Origin of the sequence: Neobacillus sp. YX16 (genome assembly GCF_030123505.1) — a bacterium.
GTDB lineage: Bacteria > Bacillota > Bacilli > Bacillales > Cytobacillaceae > Neobacillus.
Window position 1 is genome coordinate 2794567 of the sequence record NZ_CP126115.1, and the last position, 20536, is coordinate 2815102.

Consider the following 20536-nt stretch of genomic DNA (forward strand, 5'->3'; position numbering starts at 1 on the left):
TGCAATTCTTAATGATGGAATGAATTTTTTTTAAATCAATCATTTTTCTATAAAAAAAGAGGATGCGTAAAATGACGATATTTAGAATACTAGACACTCCAACCTTGTTGCTGGACCACCAAAAGCTGTTAAAGAACATAAGTGACATCGCTGACTTTGCAAAAGAACAGGGTGTCTCTTATCGGCCCCATATCAAAACACACAAATCTGTGAAAATAGCACAGCTGCAGACAGAAGCTGGAGCTGTTGGAGTAACAACGGCTAAAATTAGTGAAGCCGAAGTAATGGCTGCAGGCGGGATTAAGGATATATTAATTGCCTATCCGATTTCAAGCCCAGACAAAATTAATAGAGTAATAAAGCTTTTACAAAAAGGAGTTCAACTAAAGGTGTCCGTAGACAATAAGGAATCTTTAGGATATCTGCAAAAAGGACTAGAACATACGCCTTATACTTTAGAGGTTTGGATTAAAGTAAATTCTGGGCTCTATCGTTGTGGTGTTGAACCGGGTCAGGAAGCAGTCCAATTAGCAAAAGCTATTATGTCTCATTCTAAGCTAAAGCTGTGCGGGATATTTACCCATGCCGGACATTCTTATGCAGCAAAATCATATAATGAAGTCGAAGCAATTGGAAATCAGGAAGGGTTTTCAGTGGTGGATAGTGCAAATGAGTGTGAAAAGGCTGGAATCCAAATTCCAATTCGCAGTGTCGGTTCCACCCCAACATATAAAATTTCAGGCAAAGTACCTGGAGTAACCGAAATTAGACCTGGTAATGCCGTGTTTTTCGATGCCATCCAAGCTGGATTGGGTGTAACAAGCATTGAGAATTGTGCTCTAACGCTGCTTGCCTCTGTAGTAGGTATCTATAAAAATCGCATTATAATAGATACAGGCAGTAAGTCTCTTTGTTTAGACAAGGGTGCTCACGGAAATCAAACAGTCAGCGGGTTCGGACATATAATCGGACACCCTGAAGTCCTCATCGACCGTTTATCAGAAGAGCATGGCGTAGGGATTTTATTATATGAAACAAACTTAAAGTTAAATGATAAAGTACAAATCATACCAAACCATGCCTGCACAGTAGTCAATCAGTTTAATGAATATGTGGTTCATGAAAATGGAAAAGTACTAGATGTGTGGAAAGTGGATGCACGCGGGATGGTAAAGTAAAAGGAACGTTGACTGGTTAAGAATTGAAGAGTTGAAATAGAGACCTCCTTCCTTGAGTGGATGGAGGTTTATTATTTTACTGTTGAGTAAACTTCTTATTGCTATAATAGTCTAAATTGAAACATGACTTCGTGTTAGATATGATAGAGATAGGGGTAAATCCAATTTCTTAATTAAGCGGTCTTTTTTTTAGGGGGAAAATAATTATTATGATTTATCTACTTGTTTTTTTTGGTGCAATAGCGATTGGCATTACACTCTTTGTAACCATGCACCCAGTGTTTGGAGGAATCCCAAGTAAAATGGACCGAGAGAGGTACCGTCTTTGTAGTCATTATAAGAATGGAAAGTTTATCAATCAAAGCCCTACGGATATGAAGATGAGCATTTCTACCATTCTTTCGTTAATGAAAGACTCAATGACAGGAAGAAAGGACCGAAAACCCTCTAATCCAATTCCAATTTCTCTTGATTGGAAAAAAATAAAAAGTGATCAAGAAAGTTTAACTTGGTTTGGTCATTCAACTTTCCTAATCAGTATAGAGAGTAAAAAGATTTTAATCGACCCGATGTTTGGTCCATCGCCATCACCGGTTTCGTTTATTGGTAGCAAACGCTACAGTGAAGATTTATTGTATATTATTGAGGAGCTTCCTCATATCAACGCGGTTTTGATAACACATGACCATTATGATCATTTAGACTATCCATCTATTATGAGACTTAAGAATAAAGTGGGTACCTTCTTTGTTCCGCTTGGTGTAGGAGCTCACCTAATCAAGTGGGGAGTAGATAAAGATAGAATCACTGAATGTAATTGGTGGGATGAACTTGAATGGCAAGGTGTAACGATTGCTTCCGTACCTTCGCAGCATTTTTCCGGCAGGGGAGTATTGAATCGAGATACAACACTATGGAATGGCTGGGTGATTCTTGGGGAAAATCAGAGAATCTATACCAGTGGTGATGGCGGATATGGACCTCACTTTAAAAAAATTGGTGAAAAATATGGACCATTCGATCTTACTTTAATAGAAGGTGGTCAATATGATGAGCGGTGGTCAGCTATACATATGAGGCCAGAGGAATCTGTTCAAGCTCATCTTGATATTAAAGGCAAAAACATGATGCTGATTCATTGGGGTGCATTTACATTGGCGTATCATAGCTGGACAGATCCAGTAGAACGTGCAATATGTGCAGCAAAAGAAAAAGAAGTTACTCTTATCACACCAAGAATTGGAGAAACGCTTGTTCTGGATGGCAGTCTGCCAGCATCTAATACTTGGTGGAAATACCACAAAGCTTAAAACTCACTTGAGGTAAAGGGTTAGGATGTCAACCAAATTGACATCCTATTTCGGATTTTGTATAGTAGGTGGTGTAGAATATGATTGGAGTGAAACATTTGATTTCAAACTCTGAATTACAACATTTAGATCTGATTGACTTATTAAGTGAACGGCATAGTTTAGTTCGGAAAATTTCAGAAACGTCATGGAATAATCAAAGTGAGATCCATATTTCAAATTCAGAATGGTATATCATGGCAAGGATTTATAAAAGAAAGCCGAACATTTCGTATATTACAAAAAATGTAGAAATCTCTCGTCAGGCGATACATAAGTTTATCAATAAACTTTCTGAAAAAGGGTTAGTACAAGTTGAAAATGTTGAAAACAATAAGAAAGAAAAGTGCATCCAATTAACAGCATTAGGTGAGGAATGCTACGAAAAAAACGAGGCCCTGAAGGCTCAGCTTGAGAATAAAATTGCTGAAAAAATTGGTCCTGAGCAAGTAAGTGTTCTAAAAGAAATATTAAAGCTAGATTGGAATATTTAATAATTTGAAAACCCACGCTTTGTGTAACAGAGCGTGGGTTTTTTTAGTTAATTCCCTTGATTAATCTAATAATCATTTCATTTATATCTTCGTAAGAACAGTTTAATGAAATTGCTAATTCTTTAAATAATATATTTTGTGAAGAGATCAAAAGCTTACAGTCTTGTTCATTAAGTTTTTTTTCGTGGAGTTCAACTTCGATTTTTTTCCTCATTAGCGTATTGAATACTTTAGCAATCTCTTTTCTATCACCTGTGCTTAAAATATCGGAAAAAATAGTAAGACTTAGAGTTGCTTTGTCATACCACTCTACCCCTGGATAGTTAAAGGATTCAAGTATTTCTTGTGCTTCCTCTTTTTGAATCAGATCAAGAATCGCCACTTTATCATTATTAACAGGAATACTTATCGTTAAATGATGTTTATTATCCATTGGATTTAGAACATAATAGCTTCTCGTAATACCTGAAACGGTCTTCTCGCAAATATCGTTAATTTTACATATACCATGTGCGGAATAGATAACCAAATCTCCAATATTATACATTTGTTCACTCCTAATAAAAATCGTCAACTAAGTTTATAATAAAGCAGAAAAAATATTTTGTCAACTTGGTTGACATTTAAAGAAAAAATTTGATATATTTAGCAGGTTCGTTCGTAAGTGGGGGTGTACAACGGAGATTGGATAAGGGCTGATAATTGAAATTACGACTATCATTTCAGCACATAGATTAATATAAAAGGAGATTGTTATGAGTACACAAATTCAAGTTAAAAATCCTAAAACAATGGCATTTGTCTTAATGTTAGGTGCTTTCGCAGGATTATTCGGGGAAACGGCTTTGAACATGGCATTATCAAATATTATGGAACAATTTTCAGTTCCAGCTGCGACTGCACAGTGGCTGACAACAGGATATTTATTAGTATTAGCGATTTTAGTGCCAATCTCAGCTCTATTAATGAAATGGTTTACGACAAGACAATTAGTCATCGGGGGACTTGCTATTTCGTTGTTAGGAGCAATTTTAGCAGCGCTAAATTTCAGTTTTGGTATTTTATTACTTGGTCGTGTCGTACAAGCCATTGGAACTGGTCTTTTATTACCGGTCATGTTAAGTGTGATGCTTCTTATTTTCCCAATTCAGAAGCGTGGAGTTGTAATGGGGCTTATGGGTCTTGTTATTACACTTGCTCCAGCCTTAGGACCAACACTTTCAGGAGTTATTATAAGTACGTTAAGCTGGCCATATATTTTCTGGTTTAGTGCCATTGCTTATGTATTATTGATCTTGGTTGCCGTAGTAAAAATTGAGAATGTTTCGGAAATTACCAAGCCTAAAATTGATATTTCGTCGATTCTTTTATCAACAATTGGTTTTGGAGGATTAATTTTTGCTTTGAGTACGATGGCTGAAGTAGCTATTTCATCTCCAAAAGTATGGGCACCTTTACTAGTAGGTATTATCGCACTACTATCATTTGGTATTCGTCAAAATAAAATGGCTCAGCCTATGGTTAACTTAAGTGTCTTTAAATATCCAATGTTTACATTAGGGACATTGACGATGTTTCTTGGTATTTTAATCATTTTATCAACAGGAATTTTATTACCAATGTATTTAAAAGGTGCTTTATTATTTAGTGCGGCGATGGCTGGTTTATTATTACTTCCTGGTAATGCAGTTAACTTTATTCTTTCACCCATTGTAGGAGCTCTGTTCGATAAAATTGGAGCGCGTCGTTTCACCATTATTGGCTTCATATTTGTGTTAGTGGGGAACGTCGTTTTTCTATCTACTATTTCAAGCCATACACCTGCATGGCAAATTGTTGTTCCATTTATGATTTTATTCTTTGGGTTAACGATGGTCATGATGCCAGCACAAACAAATGCAATGAATCAATTACCTCGTGAGTTATATGCAGACGGATCAGCAGCTATGAATACATTGAATCAAGTAGCTGGGGCAGCTGGCACAGCGATTGCCATCACGGTATTTACAAGTGGTCAAAACAGCCATGTAATGGATTTTCCTAATGCATCCCAGCCTGAAATATTAGCTGCAGGAATTAAATATGCCTTCTACTTTATTACTGGGATCTCTGTAGTTGGATTAATTAGTTCTTTCTTTGTAAAAAAAACAAGCACAGTAACGGAAAAATCTTTAGCAGCTGTGAAAACAACAGAAGCTGTTCGCAGTTTGTATATTTAAAAGAAATCTAATCAAAAAACCATTCAGAAAAGTTTACTTTTCGAATGGTTTCTTTTTTATGATGAGATTATCTTTTTTGAAATATTATGGATAATGTCTCCTCTGCTTAGCACACCAATGAACCGGCCCGCTCCATTTACAACAGGGAGTTTTTTGAAATGATGCCGCGATAATAAACGGGCTGCCTTATCAAACGCTTCATCAGGTGATACGAAGAGAAGATTTCTTTTGGTCATAATATCTTTTACAGGTGTGTCCAATTTTTCTTTTATAAGATCTTCGAGTTCTTCCTCCTCTATTATATAAACAAGACCTGCAAGACCAGCGATACCCAGAGGTTTTGGAGCAAGGTAGCGTAATACATCTCCATCAGATATCATTCCTACCAAATGATCTTTATCATCAACAACAGGTACACCGCCAATTCGATTTGAATTGAGTATATCCAGCAATTCCTTGACAGTATTCGAAGGTTTAACAGTAAAAACTTTTGTAATCATGAAGTCTCTTACCTGCATTATAGGTCCCTCTTTTCATGTTGCAATCGCATACATTCAATATTAAACAATAGCTTAACACAAATAAAACTGTGTTCTCTAATAAAAAAATATGTCGAATTTGAGTCCTAAGGGTGCAGTACGGATATGGAGGGGGAATTGTCAAGTATTACTATTTTTCTTTTTGAACAGTATAATCGAAGGATGGGAGTTGAGATAAAATGAATGCAAAAGACATAGCTAATATCCGAAAGCAATTTAAATTAAACAATGATCTTATGAAAATTCAAGAAATCCTAAATGTTTATGTTCAGAAAGAGTCCGGTGAGATTTACCACTCAGTCATTTCACCGTTTGAAATGGTAGATCAGGAGTCACAAGAGTTATTTTTAATGAATTTCAAAAAGGTTTTGACAGGGGCTCTCGATGCCAAACTATTTGAGCTGAAATTTCATCGGGATGTGGAGGACAGCACCCAAATGATCCTCTTTGATGGTTTGCAGACTGATACCACCGATGATTGGATTGAATATATGCACCAAATCGTAGGGAAAATGTTTGCTCATACCGTTTATGAATTTGATACAGTGGTGACGTTTATCCGGGGAGAATACCGTAAAGCGACGAAAAAACGTGACCTAGAATCGGAAGAAGGCGGGAATGATGAAGTTTATTCCAACGAGTTCATCCTCTGCAGTCTCAATAAAACCGATCAGCCGAAAAAAGCACTGGTTTTTGATTATATTGAAAGAGAATTTAGATCCAATAACGCCTTTGACCCGATTATTAATCTAGCACAACCATTGTCAGGATTTTTGTTCCCTGCTTTCAATGACAATGCTGCTGATGTGAACCATATCCTATATTGTGCAGGAAAAGCGAATCAACCGGATGAGACATTTATTGAGCAGGTACTCAATTGCGAAGAAATTATAACCGCTTTGGAGGAAAAGGATAGTTTTGAACTAATTCTGAATAAAGTCATCGGTGATACAGTAGATTCCCAGGTTATTTCTAACGTCTATGAGGAAATTGACAGGGTGGTCCAGGAGAGTAAAGAAAATGAAGAAAGTGAAGCACCTAAGTTGGATTCTCGGGATATCGAACGTATTTTAACGGTTAGCGGCGTTGAAAATGTAGATACTGCTAAAGTGGAACATGCATTCAAAGCAATCGTAGATGATGAAAAACATGAGCTAAAAGCGAGCAATTTAGTTCCTAAATCGGTAAAAATTGAAACAAAGGTTGCAAATTTATCACTTAGTCCGATGGATTTGAAACATGTAAAATATATTATGTTCCAAGGAAAACGGTGTTTATTGCTGGAAATCGATGATGATGTTGTCGTTGAAGGATTCAGGCTAGAATCAGAAATACACTAATGTAGTGGGTTAGTCCCCCATGCTTTAATGCATTGGGGGATTGACCCTTTCCTAATTTTTATAATCCTTTTGCAAATTTTTAGGAGAAAGATTGTATTCTTTTTTGAAGAGCCTATAAAAACTTGAATAATCAGGAAAACCGCATTTTAAAGCAATTTTCTCTATCGGGATCTGCTTTTGTTTGATCATCGTTACCGCAAATGATAACCGTTTCAATGATACATACCGGTAAAACGGAAGGTTCATATGTTTTTTAAAATAATGAGAAAAATAGTATTTATTTAAATGAAAATAGCTCGAAACCTTGTCTAAACTTAGATCGTGTTCTGTTAAATGTGATTCAATGTATTCCAGTATCGACAGGAGCCTTTCATCGTGATCTTCTTTGTTACTTAGGTTTGGCAAACTACTTGCAGGATTAAATATGACTTGAAGCACTTGAAATAATAAATATTGTAAGGTGAAGGAAAAGTTTTCTTCACCATTTTTTATTCTATAAGTTATTTCATGAAGTAAAGATATGATATCTTGAAAGTTCACTGCATTCAGATGTAACACATAAGAACCTTGGGTCTTTTGAAAAACAATGTTTTCATTCATAGACGGTGAAACTGTTACAAAGTCTGTCATTAAACGATTACTAATGTTGATGATGATGCGTTCATAGTGATCAATATTCTTAACGATTGCCTGATGAACCGCATTAGAAGGCACCACCACTATATCCCCTCTCCTTAGAGTGTAGGTTTTTCCTTCACAAAAAAAATCACAATCACCGCCTAAAAATACTAGAATCTCCAAACAATCGTGAGTGTGTAAGCGAAATAAAGGATCCAATTGATAAAATCTTTCTGCTGATTCGTTATATTTTTTGAGCAAATTATAGGACTGATTTTTATGGCTGAAATCATGAATTTCAAAAGACTGATTGACTACTGGGATATGTATCGACTGTTTCATTTCTGTCTTCCTCTCATAAAGCAACAATTACAATATTTTTAGCAATAAATGATATTTTTTTATCACTTTTTGTTGTTATTATAACATTGTTAAGGAAATTGAAATAATGATAAATCCAAAATTGAGCACCCTATTAAGAGTGAATTTTTTGTTGAATCAATAGTCGTGGAAGTATAGGAGGCGCTAAAGTGGAAAATAGCCACAAACAACCTGAATTAGAAGTAAGGGTCAAGAAAATCATTGAAGTAGATGGATTGAAATTTAAAGACTTGAATAATAGTGGGAAACTAGAGCCATACAAAGATTGGCGTTTGAGTCCAAAAGAACGTGCGGAGAATCTAGTCTCATTGATGAATATTGATGAAAAGGTCGGCATGATGCTGATTAATAGCCGTCCGATGGGGCTCTCTCAAAAAGATAAGAGCAAGACAAGCCATGATGGTGTGTTAGATGAAGCGATTGTTGAAAAGGGTGAAACTATTTTTGCGCTTTCTAAAGTATATGGAACAACGCATACCATTGAAAACATGCATTTGCGCCACTTTATCCTAAGAGACAATTGGAGTCCCTCTCAAATGGCTGAGTGGGTTAATAAAATGAATGAATTATGCGAGGGAACGCGTCTAGGTATTCCTTGTTTAATCGCATCTAATTCAAGAAACGAACATGCGGAAGCTGTGTTTGGCATGAATGATGCATCAGGTATTTTTTCGACCTGGCCAGGAACGTTAGGTCTTGCTGCAGCGGCTAAGGGAGATATGAAAAATGGCGGGGACGCATCACTTATTAGTCAATTTGCCCAAATAGCGCACGATGAGTGGGATGCAACGGGCTTACGCAAGGGATATATGTATATGGCTGATACTGTCACAGATCCTAGATGGCAGCGGATATATGGTACGTTTGGTGAGGACACAGAATTTATTTCGGATGCAATCGGCCGCCTCATTGACGGATTCCAAGGAGAGGAATTAGGAAAACATAGTATTGCTATGACAACCAAGCATTTTCCTGGCGGAGGAGCAAGGGAAAATGGATTTGATCCCCATTATGAAGAGGGTAAATGGAATCTATATCCAACTCCTGGAAGCTTAGAGCAGTATCATCTGCCACCGTTTCGGGCAGCGATAGAACATGGCACTTCATCCTTTATGCCATACTATTCAATCCCTAGTATCAAGAAAAGTGTGGTGCAAGAATTCGAAGGGCAAGATATTCCTTTCGAGGAAGTTGGCTTTACTTTTAATCATTATTTCTTACAGCATATTCTCAGAGAAAAACTAGGATTCAAAGGCTATATTAATAGCGATAGCGGTGTCACAAGTAAAATGAGCTGGGGCGTTGAACACTTAAGCGAGGCGGAACGTTTTGCCAAAGCCGTTAATGCCGGGACAGATCTTGTTTCTGATTCAAATGATGTTGAAAATCTTAAAAAGGCCATCGAAAATGGCTGGATTAGCGAAAAGCGTATTAATGAAGCAAATGTAAGACTTCTTACAGAAATGTTTACTTTGGGATTGTTTGATGATCGTACGTATGTTTCACCAGATTATGCTGCTTCAGTGGTTAGTACTCCAGCACATTGGGAAGCTGCTTATGAAGCACATAAAAAATCAGTAACGATTCTGAAGAATTCAAATCAGACATTACCTTTAAAAGCTGAAAACGTAAATGGGAAGAAGGTTTACGTGGAAGTTTTACACAAGGAAACTGAACGAGCTGCTTCTTATACCGAAAAGGCAAGGCAGGAATGCGAAGAACTTGGCCTATTTACACTGGTCAATAATTATGAAGAAGCGGATCTAGCTATTTTGTTCCTTCATCCAAAGTCTGGAGCTTATTTCAATGCAACACCAGGTCTGTTAGAACTTGAATTATGCGAAAATAAAACGTTAACAGCATTAGATGGTACAACCTATCAAGAAACTACGTTAACGGGTATGGATCATCTGAAGGAAGTTTGTGACAGTGTCCATGTTCGCGGAGGAAAAGTTATCATCAGTGTGAATTTCACATTGCCGTGGATTCTTGGAAATGTTGAACCTTTAGCAGATGCGTTGATTGCTGGTTACGATACATTCATTAAGCCACAATTTGAGGTAATCGCTGGCCAATTCCAACCAGTGGGTGTATTACCGCTAACATTGCCAGCAAGTGATGAAGTCATTGCGGTTGATGAAAATGGAAATTGTAAGTCACCAAATGATGTACCCGGCTATGACAAGGACAAATATATGCCTGAAGGTCTTTCATATGCTTATAAAGATAGTGATGGTAATGTTTATAAACTTGGTTATGGCTTAACATATTAATAATATTAATTGAAAAATTTTAGCTAAGGTTTCTTGCCTTAGCTTTTTTATTTGCCAGATTGATTAGGGGTAAACAAAAGGTAAATTTAACCAAAAATAACATAGGGAATATGGACTAACCTTCATTTCATATATATGGGAAGGAAGTGTATATAAGAGGAGGGACAAAATGGCAGCAAATCCGATTGTTGCTAGATCATTGGACGAAATTAAATTTTGGTCTAGGATTATGAAAGAACATTCTTTATTTTTAAGTCTTGGATTCACCTATGAACAGAAACAATTAATTGAGGAAGCCCAGCAGTTTATGGCTTTATTCGAGAGAATTGAGGAGAAGCTATCTAGGTTTACGGTAAATTCGGATTTACGTCAAGTTCAAGCTTTTAATACCGAGGTTTATCAAGCAGCAGCAGCGATTTATGGCTATAAAAGGAAGATATTAGATTTAACTCTTCGCTGTCAGATCAGGCATAACAATTTCCCGTTATTAATTGACCATATTAGCAGAGAAGCGGCATATTTTGCTAATCGCTTAAAAGAATTAAATGAAGGAATATTAGCCCCGACACCTGATTCAATAATTGAAGAAAATGTATTTTTCTTAAAGATTATGGCCGACCATGCAAAGTTTATCGGGCACCTTTTAGATCCTTCGGAAAGAAAGTTAGTGGAACAGGCGAGAGAGTTTAGTAATGATTTTGATAAATTGTTGTTCCAGGCAGTTGATTTAGACTATATGCGACCACAATCTGAAACCCAACCATTACTTGGTCAATTTTTAAACCAAAATAAAGTATCCGTTGCTTCATTAAGGGATTTTAAGAAAACAGCAAGAGATTTAATAGAAGAATGTCGGATTAAGAGCAACATTCACCCACTCTTAGCTGACCATACATTTAGGGAAGCTTCGAGATTCCTAGAAATCATTGATATGTTTGAGGCTAGTCTAAGTGGAACTTAATAAATTATTATAAAAACAAACCTTCCACTTTGAACAGGTGGAAGGTTTGTTTTCTGTTTACTTTGGAAACGCCTTCGATTTAACTTTCTCAAGCCTCTTTGGTTTTTATTTCTTGATTTAAAAGTTGGCCAACAAATGAAATTTCTTTAATCGTTACCGGAAGTTCCCCAGTTGGAATTTTTAACGAGATTTTTTCACCGTTATTTTTAAATAGAAGCTGTCTGCCTACTGGAGATAAGAAAGAAATATAACCCCGATCCGGGTCCGATTGCTCTGGGTAACAAATGACATAATCCTCTGTTTCATTATCCTCGTCATACAATACGGTGACCTTTGTCCCAATTAACACCTTTGGGTAAAATGAAATATGATTATTTTTTTGATTTACTTTTAATAAATCCTCAACTTCTAATACATATAAATTAAAAAAGTGTTTTAATCGGTCCTGAATAGGGGTTGATGAGAGATAAAGATTCGTTAGCTCCTTGATGTTTTCATCAATATAAACTAGCTGTTGAACGAAGTAATTTCTACTCTGAGAAGCACTATGGTTCATAATAGATAACCCCCAAGCTAGGATTCAACTTTTTGCATAACTTCATTAAATTTCTCATTATTAATTCCTCCTAAATAAAAATATGAAACCTTCCATACAAGAAAGCAGATAGGCCAACGGTGATATTGGCGCAGCTGTTTCTGTACAATAAAGAGGACTATAGCCCCTTTACTGAATGGAAGATATTAGTATTATTTTAACATATATTCAAGGAAATATCATGAATACCGACCATTTGTTATTTAGAATTAATATCAATGGAATTTAATCAAGAAAAAACAGCCTCTGAAATCGAGGCTGTCATTTATTTAATAATTGGGCTTTACTTTTTAATGTAACAGCGCCAGACTTTCTTGAATATGAGTAGTCCAAAAACTATAAGAACTAGGAAACCAATTAATGCAATAAGGATGTTTAGGATAGCTCCAAGGCTGCCTAAATTAATTAAAGTAAAGAAGTCAGTTACGACATGAAAAATGGAAAGCAGCAACCAAAACACACCTGTTAAAAACCCAAGGAAAAGTCCCAAAATGCCACAGGAAGAATGACCATTACTCATAGAATTCACCTCCCGACTATGGATGTTCAAGATTATATTATGCAAAGGATGGACAGGGTGTTTTGCAAAAACATGAAAAGGGGCACAAAATAGGCGTGTGAATTACGGTAACAATTACGGTAACAATTACAGTAATAATAACGGTGACAATTATGGCGACAATTATGGTGACAGGCACCGCCCATGGACACTGTCCACCTCAGGCGGACAGTAGTTTTTTTTGATTATGCATGTTAAATATCTTACTTTAATTTGGGTAACTCTATGAATGATAAAGGGGTGTATATTTAAACCGGTACATGCTCGCAAATTCAATAAAAATGGAGACTTTGATAAAATGAAGACATTATTAAAACCACCTGCTTTATTAGTCTTAGATGTTCAAAAAGGTTTTGATGATCCCTTTTGGGGGGACCGTAACAATCCTCAAGCAGAGGAGAATATTTTAAAGCTTTTAACTGAGTGGAGAAAACGGGGCTGGGAGGTCATTTATTCACAGCATTTATCGTTATTGCCTAAATCACCTCTCAATTACCAGAATAGAACAGGTGTTGAATTCAAAGAAATTATTAAACCTTTACCGCAAGAGGTTGTTTTTCAAAAGAATGTTAATAGTGCGTTTATTGGGACAGAATTAGAATCGTACTTAAGAGATAAACGGATTACTTCAGTAATGATTACAGGTTTATCAACACAACACTGTGTTTCTACGACCACAAGAATGAGTGGAAATTTAGGATTCGAAACGTTTCTTGTAGAAGATGCAACTGCTGCATATGAAATAACCGACCATAATGGGACTACCCGTAATCCGGATGAAGTACATACGTATGAAATTGCAGCTTTACATAAGGAGTTTGCAACGATTGTTAATACCAATGAGGTTTTGGCGCAGATTCAGCAGCTAAACCCTAATCTGTAGAAGAGCAGTGTGCAGCTGCTCTTTTTTTCTTGTGTGATTTAGGATCGGACTGTAAAATAACTATCAATCACACAGATTGAGGGACAATTTAATGAAGCGGTATAAATTAATAAAGAATTACAGAGGTATTCATAAGAAAGGAACCATTTTCTTTCTTATCGCAGAATCAGAGTTTATTGGTGTAAAGGAATTCGTGCTGCAAACCATGAATTTAGACGGCAAAATCATTCTCTCTGAAAAAGAACTGATGCATTACTTTAGGCAATTGCATTAATTAATTCAGAAAATAAATAATTCTTAGTAAAAATACATTTTTCATATGAAAAAATTTTATTTTTCAGCTAAAATTACTTTAGAATCGTATTTATCGACACTCTATCCAATATAAAATTTAGGAGTTGGATGAAGATGTGGTCATTTATTTTCAAAAGGAAAAATAAAGACAGGATAGAAAGTTCGAATGTTATGTCCATACAAAAAGGTACGAAAGAATCCGAAATTGAAAGAATTTCAACCATACTAAAGGAAGTACTTTGCGAAACTTCTAAGGAAATAGTTTTTTTATGTGTTGGAACAGATCGGTCCACAGGTGATGCACTTGGGCCATTGGTGGGGAGCATGCTGAAGGAAAAAAATATTCCTTTTCCAGTCTATGGAACACTCGAACAGCCCGTTCATGCGCTAAATATAAAGAAAGTTATCAAGGATATTCATCAAAGATATGAAGAACCTTTTATTTTTGGAATCGACGCTTGTTTGGGTGATGAAGAGAAAATAGGGTCCGTTTTTATAAAAGAGGGAGCCTTTATCCCAGGAAATGCGGTAAATAACGTATTACCAAGTGTGGGTCATTACCACTTGAAGGCAATCGTCAATTATTTGGATCCCATCTCACCGGTCCAGTCTCTAAATAGCACACGTTTGTATACCGTTAAAATTCTTGCGGAAATAGTAACAGAGATTATCACCAGGGCTGCATTTGAGGTTAGGAACCTTCAAAATGACCAAGTAACGTAATGTTTCCTTTAGTAAGAAGCGTATCAGAAAATCTTCCTGTTAGGGAAAAATGCCTAAAAAATGTTATAATTGGTATTAAGTATACCGAGTAGGAAGAGGGAGGAAATATGGTAAGTAACTGGACGGAGGATAATTTAATCTCGATTCGCGAGAGGGTTTATATCCACATTAAAGATTTGATTTTAGAAGGAGAGTTTAAAGCAGGCGATCGATTGGTGGAAAGGGAGCTTGCAGAAAGACTGAATATTAGTCGGACACCTATTCGTGAAGCATTATTTCGCCTAGAATCACAAGGGTTTGTGAAAACCGTACCTAGAAAAGGTGTAATTGTTTCAGATATCTCGGAAAAAGAAATCATTGAGGTATTTACAATTCTTGCATCCCTTGAAGTATTGGCAGCAAAATTAGCTGTACAGAAGTTAGACGACGTAACAAAAAGTAAATTTATTGAATGTATTAAAAAAGTGGAAGCTGCCTTGCAAGATAAGAGAGAATCAGATTACGCAGATATACACTTTGAAATAAATCATCTGTTATACAGTGCTGCAAAGAATACTAAACTATATGAGATTCTAAGTGGATTATCGGATTATATAAAAGCATTCGCAAAGCTTGGCCATAAAAAGTTCGGAAGAGCAGAACAGGCAATGGAAGAGCATATAAAAATTATGGAAGCCATTGTAAATCAAGAAACAGAAATGGCAGAATTTCTTACAAAAATTCATATTGAAAATGCAAGAAAAGCTTACATTGAATCTGTTAAAAAGGGATAAGGAAATAAACAAATAAAAGAAAGAGCTAAGTTAAACTCTAGCTCTTTCTTTATTTGTTTATACTCCGATAACGATGGAAGAGGTTAAGTTTTTTAACACCTTAGCGACACTCATCGCTACAATGGGACTGGATTTAGGATTTTGCTGGTATGGTTGATTTTGAACAGATATTTCGATTTCTCCAAAAAAACCTTTAGCCTTAATGGTATGAATATTACGCTGAATGGTGGGATCTACGTAAACTTGAACATTTGTTTTTTCGAAACCTATTCCTGCTAAACTTAATGTAGCGGATACGTTGACATTCTCAGGGAATAATTTCGAAGCATTTCTGGCATTCCCTTCAAAGATACAATATGGCTCAGAAATCGTTTCTAGATTAACTTTTTCTTCCGCAATGGTTCCGTACCAACTTTTTACAGGCTTCCTCGTAATAAGGGTAATCTCTTCAATTTCACCTAAAACACCAGCAGCAATTCTATCTAAACCACCAATAGCAGCTGACGGAATTAGAATTTGTTTGTTGTTTTCTTGTGCGGTTTTATGTAAGGATTCCAAAAGCTCATTGTCAGCTAGCGCTCCTACCGAAATGACGACTAAATGACTTCCAGTTTCCAAGGCTTTTTTTCCGTATAATTGTAAAGCATGATGGCCAGCAGCCTCGATGACAATATCTAAATCTTGATTGAAAAAAAACTCTTCATCGTTCGTGATAGCAAAAGTCAGCCTCGATAGCTCCTCAGTTCTATTTGGGTTCCTGACAAGTACGCTTTGCAGTTCAATGTCACCAGCTTGTTGTGTTTGAATTAGTTCCGCAATACTCTTTCCTATTGTTCCATAACCAATGATTCCAGCTTTTAGCATGATAAAACCACCTCAAATTATTTGATATTTTAAAAGATTAATAATGATAACATAGTAAAAACTCTGTTAGATATCCTCACAACTTTCTAGTATAAAATAGTAATCCATGCTATCGTAAACGTAATAAAAGGTTGCTTGCGAGTAAAACATAGGATAGAAAGGAGGGATGGGAAATATTGTATTAAAAATTTGGTATACGATATACCGATTTTTTCACTTTATTGTACCGAAATCTCTGAATATTAGCAATAGAGTAGTTTTAAAATACAAAAATATCTAAATATTTAAAATTATTTGCACGATTAAAGTAATGATGTTATTATGTTTAATAAGGTGTGAATAGTGATAACTGGGAGGTGGTTACGAGTTAAATAAAATATGAAAGCGTTATCTTAGATTGGTTGCGAATTATACGTTTGCAACTTGATTAAGTAAGAACTCATTATTTTTTTTAAAAAGAGGGAAACTTTTATATTACTATGGTATACAATCTACAATGCACAATGTACAAATCTTGTAAATTGGCAAGAATCGATGGACCTATCTTTTAAGTGAGGGAATACATAAATTTGATAGACGGCATATTCAGTACCTCATAAACTTTGCAAATTTAAAAACGCTTGCCATCCATAAATGGAACCTGAAACAAAAAAATGCGGAGTGTCGGAGGGGAATATATGGAATTAACATTAGCTCATTGGGTATATCTATTTGTCACTGTATCCGTAATTGTTATCATGCTCTTTAGAAAAGGAATTGTTTTACCTCTCATTATTGGTACCTTTGTAATAGCAGCAGTGTATAAAGGGAGTTTTATAGCAGGGTTTCAAGCAGTCTTTAACGCAAACCTCGTTGCAGCTAAGGAGCTATTCAGTATTTTCCTAATTATTTCGATTATGATAGGTCTCCTTAATTCTTTGAAGGATCTAGGTGCAGATAAAAAGATGGTCGTACCTATTCAAAAAATAATGGTAAACGGACATGTCTCTTATCTCGTTTTAATGGTCACGACCTATGTGATTTCCCTCTTCTTCTGGCCAACGCCAGCGGTTCCACTGATTTGTGCTTTGTTAGTACCTGCTGCAGTAAGTGCGGGTTTACCAGTGATGACATCAGCCATGGTTATTTGTATCGCAGGTCAGGGAATGGCACTTTCATCCGACTATATTATGCAAGTTGCGCCAATGCTTAGTGCAAAAGCGGCAGGAATTGATAAAGCTTTAGTTTCAGACAAAGCATTCATTCTTTCTCTCATTACCGGAATAAGTTCTCTAGCGATTGTCTATGTCACGCATCGAAAAGCGATTACGAAAAGATCTGGATCTGCTACTGAAGTGAATAAAGAAGCAAAAGCATTCTTTGAAGTAAACCAGGAGCTTGCTGCTACTGTAGATGAAAGTGCTAAAATACTCCAGATAAAAGAAAAATGGGGTAAAATATTTGCAATCATTGTACCTTTAGCGATGTTGGCTGTTATGATCTTTATGTTCCAGACCAAACTTGGTAATGGAGCGGGATTTGAGGGAGGAGACGGTGCAGCATTTATTGGCGGGGTTGCAACCATCCTATTAGTATTGGCCACAATTGCTTTCAACCGTATGCATGCACTCGAAAAAATAAGCGAGCATCTTACCGAAGGTTTTGTTTTTGCATTTCGTGCAATGGCACCAGTGATTCCCATTGCAGGATACTTCTTTATGGGTAGTGGAGATTTTTCAGCGTCTATCCTTTCCTTAGGTGAAGAGGCAGCAAAACCAGCATTTCTATTTGATTTAATTCAAGCAGGACAAAACTATATACCGCAAAGTCCTTCTATTGCAGCGTTTAGTATATTGATCATAGGGATTATTACAGGATTAGATGGTTCCGGTTTTGCTGGGCTTCCTTTAACCGGCGCTTTATCTGGTGCGATAGCCCCTGGAAGTAACATCGATGCTGGAACATTGGCAGCTATTGGACAAATGGGTGCGGTATGGAGCGGTGGAGGCACACTTATTGCCTGGTCATCTCTCGTAGCAGTAGCCGGCTTCCTTCAGGTCTCACCATTAGAACTAGCCAGGAAAAACTTCTTCCCAGTAATTACAGGACTAATCATAGCAACTATTTTAGCCGTAATAATTTGGTAGACTGATAGTGTTTTGACCGATCTCTTAGATAAGGGAAGGTTTGTGATTAAATACCGGGCTATTTCAAAAGTCAGATAGAAACTGATTTTTGGAATAGCTTTATTATTTTAGTTGAAGTTAGGGGTTTTGGAAAGACGGAATACATAGGATGGTAAAAAGAAAGGGGAAAAATGATGGGACAGAAAAGGATTGGTTTAGTGGGTATTGGTAAACTCGGCACGGCGATGCTGACTCACTGGGATAAAAAAGGAATAACAATAGGGATATACCACCCCATGGAAACAAAAGCAGAACAACTTGTTCCATATTTTCAACATGTTTATATACTAAAGGAAAGCGAATTAAAGGAATTAGATATCCTTATTCTAGCATTACCAGCAATGGAGGTTATCCCATTTATCTCAAGTCTATCGATTCAAAGCAATTCCGAGAAGTCACCTGATATTATCAATATGGCAACTAACCTTCCTACAAACGAGATTATAGCTAAGTTTCCATCATTCAATGTTTATGGAGTAAAGTATATGGGGCATGGAAAAGACCTACTAGAACATGGAAATGGCTTGTTTATTTCAGAGGCTGCTTTATCAAAAAACATAGAAGAACTTTTTCAGTATCTTGGAAAGGTAAGAATAGATAGTGAAAATTGTTTAACAGAGGTAAACAAATTAGCCACTTATTTCGCATTAAAAACAGCCATAAATTTAGAGGAAGAATTTTCCAAAAGAGGTTTATCGCCAGAATATCTCAACAGAGCTTTAACATCCCTTGCACCTGAGGTAATCCGTTCTTATAGTAACGGGACCCTTGGTCACTTTGCAAAGGAAATTATAAAAGAAATCCAGTCAGAAGAAGATTAAATGAATTCAAAAAAACCAGGTGCTGCATTCTTAGCTCCTGGTTTTTTGATTGTATTAATTCCTTATAAGCCAGTAAAAACTTGCAAGAGAATCAAGTAAAGCATAACAATGATGATATAAGATGAGGTAAAGGCAATATTCCAATTTGATACTTTATAAGAGGTATCTTTTACTAGATTCGACATAAGGCCTAATGTCGCGTTATAAGGACCTACTAAGAAGGAAGCGACCGCACCAGCCAACATGGCCACTGTTAGAATGTGTGGATTAAGTCCAAGAGCAGATATGTCCAAGCCTCCTGTCATTAGTGCCAGGGAAACGGCAGGATGAAGACCTAAAAAGGCAAAAGCTAAAGGTACCAAGGGAAGTAAAATCATAAAGATTTCCACACCAGCCACGTCAATAAACGTCAAAATCCAATCATTCAACCATTCATTAGTATGGGAGATCGTGATTGTCGAGATAAAAAAACCAGCCGATAGAAAAATAAAAAATTGATCCTTCATACTGATTGAAAAGGAATGAAAATGCTTCAGTAATTGACTGCCAAATTCTGTTCCTTTTTTTAGGAATAGGGACCAAACCAATGCAAATGGAATCACAAGGAAAGAGACAAGAATTAAAAACGAATAGTGAAACAGTGATTCAGCAATAGATATGGCAATAACAAAAATAAGAATGGCTAAGAAAATTTGCAGTATCCTGATAGGAGAGTTCACTTGACCCTGTTCAATCGTTGCCGCTGTTTCATGAGCAGATGATACGTCTTGAACAGAAGTATGCATCTTTTTAGCTCTCCGGGCTCCAATAAACCAATCCATCCCCAAGCCTAGTATGCTAAGTGGAATCACATAGGGTAAAATGGAGATCCAGCGTACTTCGGTTACAGAGATAACAATACCTACGATAGGGGTGACCGGTGCCCACAGCAACGGCATGGCAAAACCTCTAGTAATCGCTCTACTCATGAACCGTTCTTTATTCTCGACTGAAAACATGTTCAATGATGGACGTATCGAATAATAGGTCATTGGCAAAGTAGCGAGATTCATAAAAATGCTAAAAAAATAGGAAATACCAGAGGTTATGATATATAGCTGTCCAGAATTGTTTACCTTTTTTTGAATAATCGTTTGGATACCGCCGCTATATCCACCTAATTTAATGGGGATTCCTAATATAGGGACTAAGGTAAATAAAGTAATCAAGTCAAGCATGGGTCCAAATGATAATATGTACTGATACCATTGTGCTTCCGCTTTCCATAGCAGCGCGATCCCTAAGAGCAGGAATGCGCCTCCTAATATCTGAACGGAGCGCTTTGCAAGAAAAAACGTACAAAATACAATAATAAAACATAGAATTGATAGCAGGACACTAAAATCTAGTTGAGGCAGCAAAATAGATAATAAATACATGAAAATAACAAATAAAAATATGAATCTTAACATAGCAACACCCTGCTTTTTAGTATTTGGTAAATTTCCTAAACTGGTAATCTATATTA

The 20536-nt window shown here is 36.4% G+C and carries 20 protein-coding genes; 13 read left to right on the plus strand and 7 right to left on the minus strand.

What is annotated here, in order from left to right; genetic code table 11:
- The first annotated feature begins 71 nt into the window (after nt 1–71).
- The 3 genes from QNH48_RS13405 (at nt 72) to QNH48_RS13415 (ending at nt 3021) form a co-directional block, all read left to right on the plus strand.
- The gene (locus tag QNH48_RS13405; RefSeq protein ID WP_283955353.1) at nt 72–1178 is read left to right on the plus strand and encodes a D-TA family PLP-dependent enzyme; all 1107 of its coding nucleotides are present in this window, start codon (nt 72–74) and stop codon (nt 1176–1178) included.
- Nucleotides 1179–1387: 209 nt separating this feature from the next.
- Nucleotides 1388–2488 carry an MBL fold metallo-hydrolase gene (locus tag QNH48_RS13410; protein ID WP_283955354.1) on the plus strand — a complete coding sequence of 367 codons (1101 nt, stop codon included), beginning with the start codon at nt 1388–1390 and terminating at the stop codon, nt 2486–2488.
- An 80-nt stretch (nt 2489–2568) separates the two neighbouring features.
- Nucleotides 2569–3021 (plus strand): MarR family winged helix-turn-helix transcriptional regulator, encoded by a 453-nt coding sequence (locus QNH48_RS13415; RefSeq protein WP_283955355.1) that lies wholly within the window; start codon nt 2569–2571, stop codon nt 3019–3021.
- A gap of 43 nt (nt 3022–3064) precedes the next feature.
- On the opposite strand, the gene QNH48_RS13420 is transcribed toward QNH48_RS13415, so the two are convergent.
- Nucleotides 3065–3568, minus strand: a complete 504-nt coding sequence (locus tag QNH48_RS13420) for a CarD family transcriptional regulator (RefSeq protein ID WP_283955356.1) — start codon at nt 3566–3568, stop codon at nt 3065–3067.
- Nucleotides 3569–3776: 208 nt separating this feature from the next.
- Here QNH48_RS13420 and QNH48_RS13425 point away from each other — a divergent pair, with 208 nt between their 5' ends.
- Entirely contained in the window at nt 3777–5240 is a 1464-nt protein-coding gene (locus QNH48_RS13425; protein WP_283955357.1) for a DHA2 family efflux MFS transporter permease subunit, read from the plus strand.
- A gap of 56 nt (nt 5241–5296) precedes the next feature.
- Here QNH48_RS13425 and QNH48_RS13430 read toward each other — a convergent pair whose 3' ends face one another.
- Nucleotides 5297–5758, minus strand: coding sequence for a CBS domain-containing protein (locus QNH48_RS13430; protein WP_283955358.1), 462 nt, complete (start codon nt 5756–5758; stop codon nt 5297–5299).
- Between the two features lie 200 nt (nt 5759–5958).
- Between QNH48_RS13430 and QNH48_RS13435 the strand changes: the two genes are divergently transcribed.
- Nucleotides 5959–7119 carry a DUF4317 domain-containing protein gene (locus QNH48_RS13435; protein ID WP_283955359.1) on the plus strand — a complete coding sequence of 387 codons (1161 nt, stop codon included), beginning with the start codon at nt 5959–5961 and terminating at the stop codon, nt 7117–7119.
- A gap of 51 nt (nt 7120–7170) precedes the next feature.
- Here QNH48_RS13435 and QNH48_RS13440 read toward each other — a convergent pair whose 3' ends face one another.
- The gene (locus QNH48_RS13440) at nt 7171–8079 is read right to left on the minus strand and encodes a helix-turn-helix domain-containing protein (protein WP_283955360.1); all 909 of its coding nucleotides are present in this window, start codon (nt 8077–8079) and stop codon (nt 7171–7173) included.
- 188 nt (nt 8080–8267) lie between these two features.
- Between QNH48_RS13440 and QNH48_RS13445 the strand changes: the two genes are divergently transcribed.
- Nucleotides 8268–10391, plus strand: coding sequence for a glycoside hydrolase family 3 protein (locus QNH48_RS13445; protein ID WP_283955361.1), 2124 nt, complete (start codon nt 8268–8270; stop codon nt 10389–10391).
- 169 nt (nt 10392–10560) lie between these two features.
- Complete coding sequence (locus tag QNH48_RS13450; RefSeq protein WP_283955362.1) at nt 10561–11352, plus strand: DUF2935 domain-containing protein; 792 nt, start codon at nt 10561–10563, stop codon at nt 11350–11352.
- 88 nt (nt 11353–11440) lie between these two features.
- On the opposite strand, the gene QNH48_RS13455 is transcribed toward QNH48_RS13450, so the two are convergent.
- Together QNH48_RS13455 and QNH48_RS13460 are read right to left on the minus strand one after the other, a co-directional pair.
- Complete coding sequence (locus QNH48_RS13455) at nt 11441–11908, minus strand: GreA/GreB family elongation factor (RefSeq protein WP_283955363.1); 468 nt, start codon at nt 11906–11908, stop codon at nt 11441–11443.
- 322 nt (nt 11909–12230) lie between these two features.
- The gene (locus QNH48_RS13460) at nt 12231–12467 is read right to left on the minus strand and encodes an ABC transporter (protein WP_283955364.1); all 237 of its coding nucleotides are present in this window, start codon (nt 12465–12467) and stop codon (nt 12231–12233) included.
- Between the two features lie 337 nt (nt 12468–12804).
- Between QNH48_RS13460 and QNH48_RS13465 the strand changes: the two genes are divergently transcribed.
- The 4 genes from QNH48_RS13465 to QNH48_RS13480 all read left to right on the plus strand — a co-directional run bounded on the left by QNH48_RS13465 (nt 12805) and on the right by QNH48_RS13480 (nt 15179).
- Entirely contained in the window at nt 12805–13389 is a 585-nt protein-coding gene (locus tag QNH48_RS13465) for a cysteine hydrolase family protein (protein WP_283955365.1), read from the plus strand.
- A gap of 91 nt (nt 13390–13480) precedes the next feature.
- The gene (locus QNH48_RS13470) at nt 13481–13663 is read left to right on the plus strand and encodes a hypothetical protein (RefSeq protein ID WP_283955366.1); all 183 of its coding nucleotides are present in this window, start codon (nt 13481–13483) and stop codon (nt 13661–13663) included.
- 134 nt (nt 13664–13797) lie between these two features.
- Nucleotides 13798–14406 carry a spore protease YyaC gene (gene yyaC, locus QNH48_RS13475; RefSeq protein WP_283955367.1) on the plus strand — a complete coding sequence of 203 codons (609 nt, stop codon included), beginning with the start codon at nt 13798–13800 and terminating at the stop codon, nt 14404–14406.
- Between the two features lie 107 nt (nt 14407–14513).
- The gene (locus QNH48_RS13480) at nt 14514–15179 is read left to right on the plus strand and encodes a GntR family transcriptional regulator (protein WP_283955368.1); all 666 of its coding nucleotides are present in this window, start codon (nt 14514–14516) and stop codon (nt 15177–15179) included.
- Nucleotides 15180–15236: 57 nt separating this feature from the next.
- Here the strand turns inward: QNH48_RS13480 and nadX are convergent, their stop codons facing one another.
- The gene (gene nadX / locus QNH48_RS13485; RefSeq protein WP_283955369.1) at nt 15237–16043 is read right to left on the minus strand and encodes an aspartate dehydrogenase; all 807 of its coding nucleotides are present in this window, start codon (nt 16041–16043) and stop codon (nt 15237–15239) included.
- A 677-nt stretch (nt 16044–16720) separates the two neighbouring features.
- On the opposite strand from nadX, the gene QNH48_RS13490 reads away from it, so the two are divergent.
- Both QNH48_RS13490 and QNH48_RS13495 read left to right on the plus strand, forming a co-directional pair.
- Nucleotides 16721–18169 (plus strand): hypothetical protein, encoded by a 1449-nt coding sequence (locus QNH48_RS13490; RefSeq protein ID WP_283955370.1) that lies wholly within the window; start codon nt 16721–16723, stop codon nt 18167–18169.
- A gap of 170 nt (nt 18170–18339) precedes the next feature.
- Entirely contained in the window at nt 18340–19029 is a 690-nt protein-coding gene (locus QNH48_RS13495; protein ID WP_283955371.1) for an NAD(P)-binding domain-containing protein, read from the plus strand.
- Nucleotides 19030–19091: 62 nt separating this feature from the next.
- On the opposite strand, the gene QNH48_RS13500 is transcribed toward QNH48_RS13495, so the two are convergent.
- Nucleotides 19092–20480 carry a hypothetical protein gene (locus QNH48_RS13500; protein WP_283955372.1) on the minus strand — a complete coding sequence of 463 codons (1389 nt, stop codon included), beginning with the start codon at nt 20478–20480 and terminating at the stop codon, nt 19092–19094.
- Between the last annotated feature and the right edge of the window lie 56 nt (nt 20481–20536).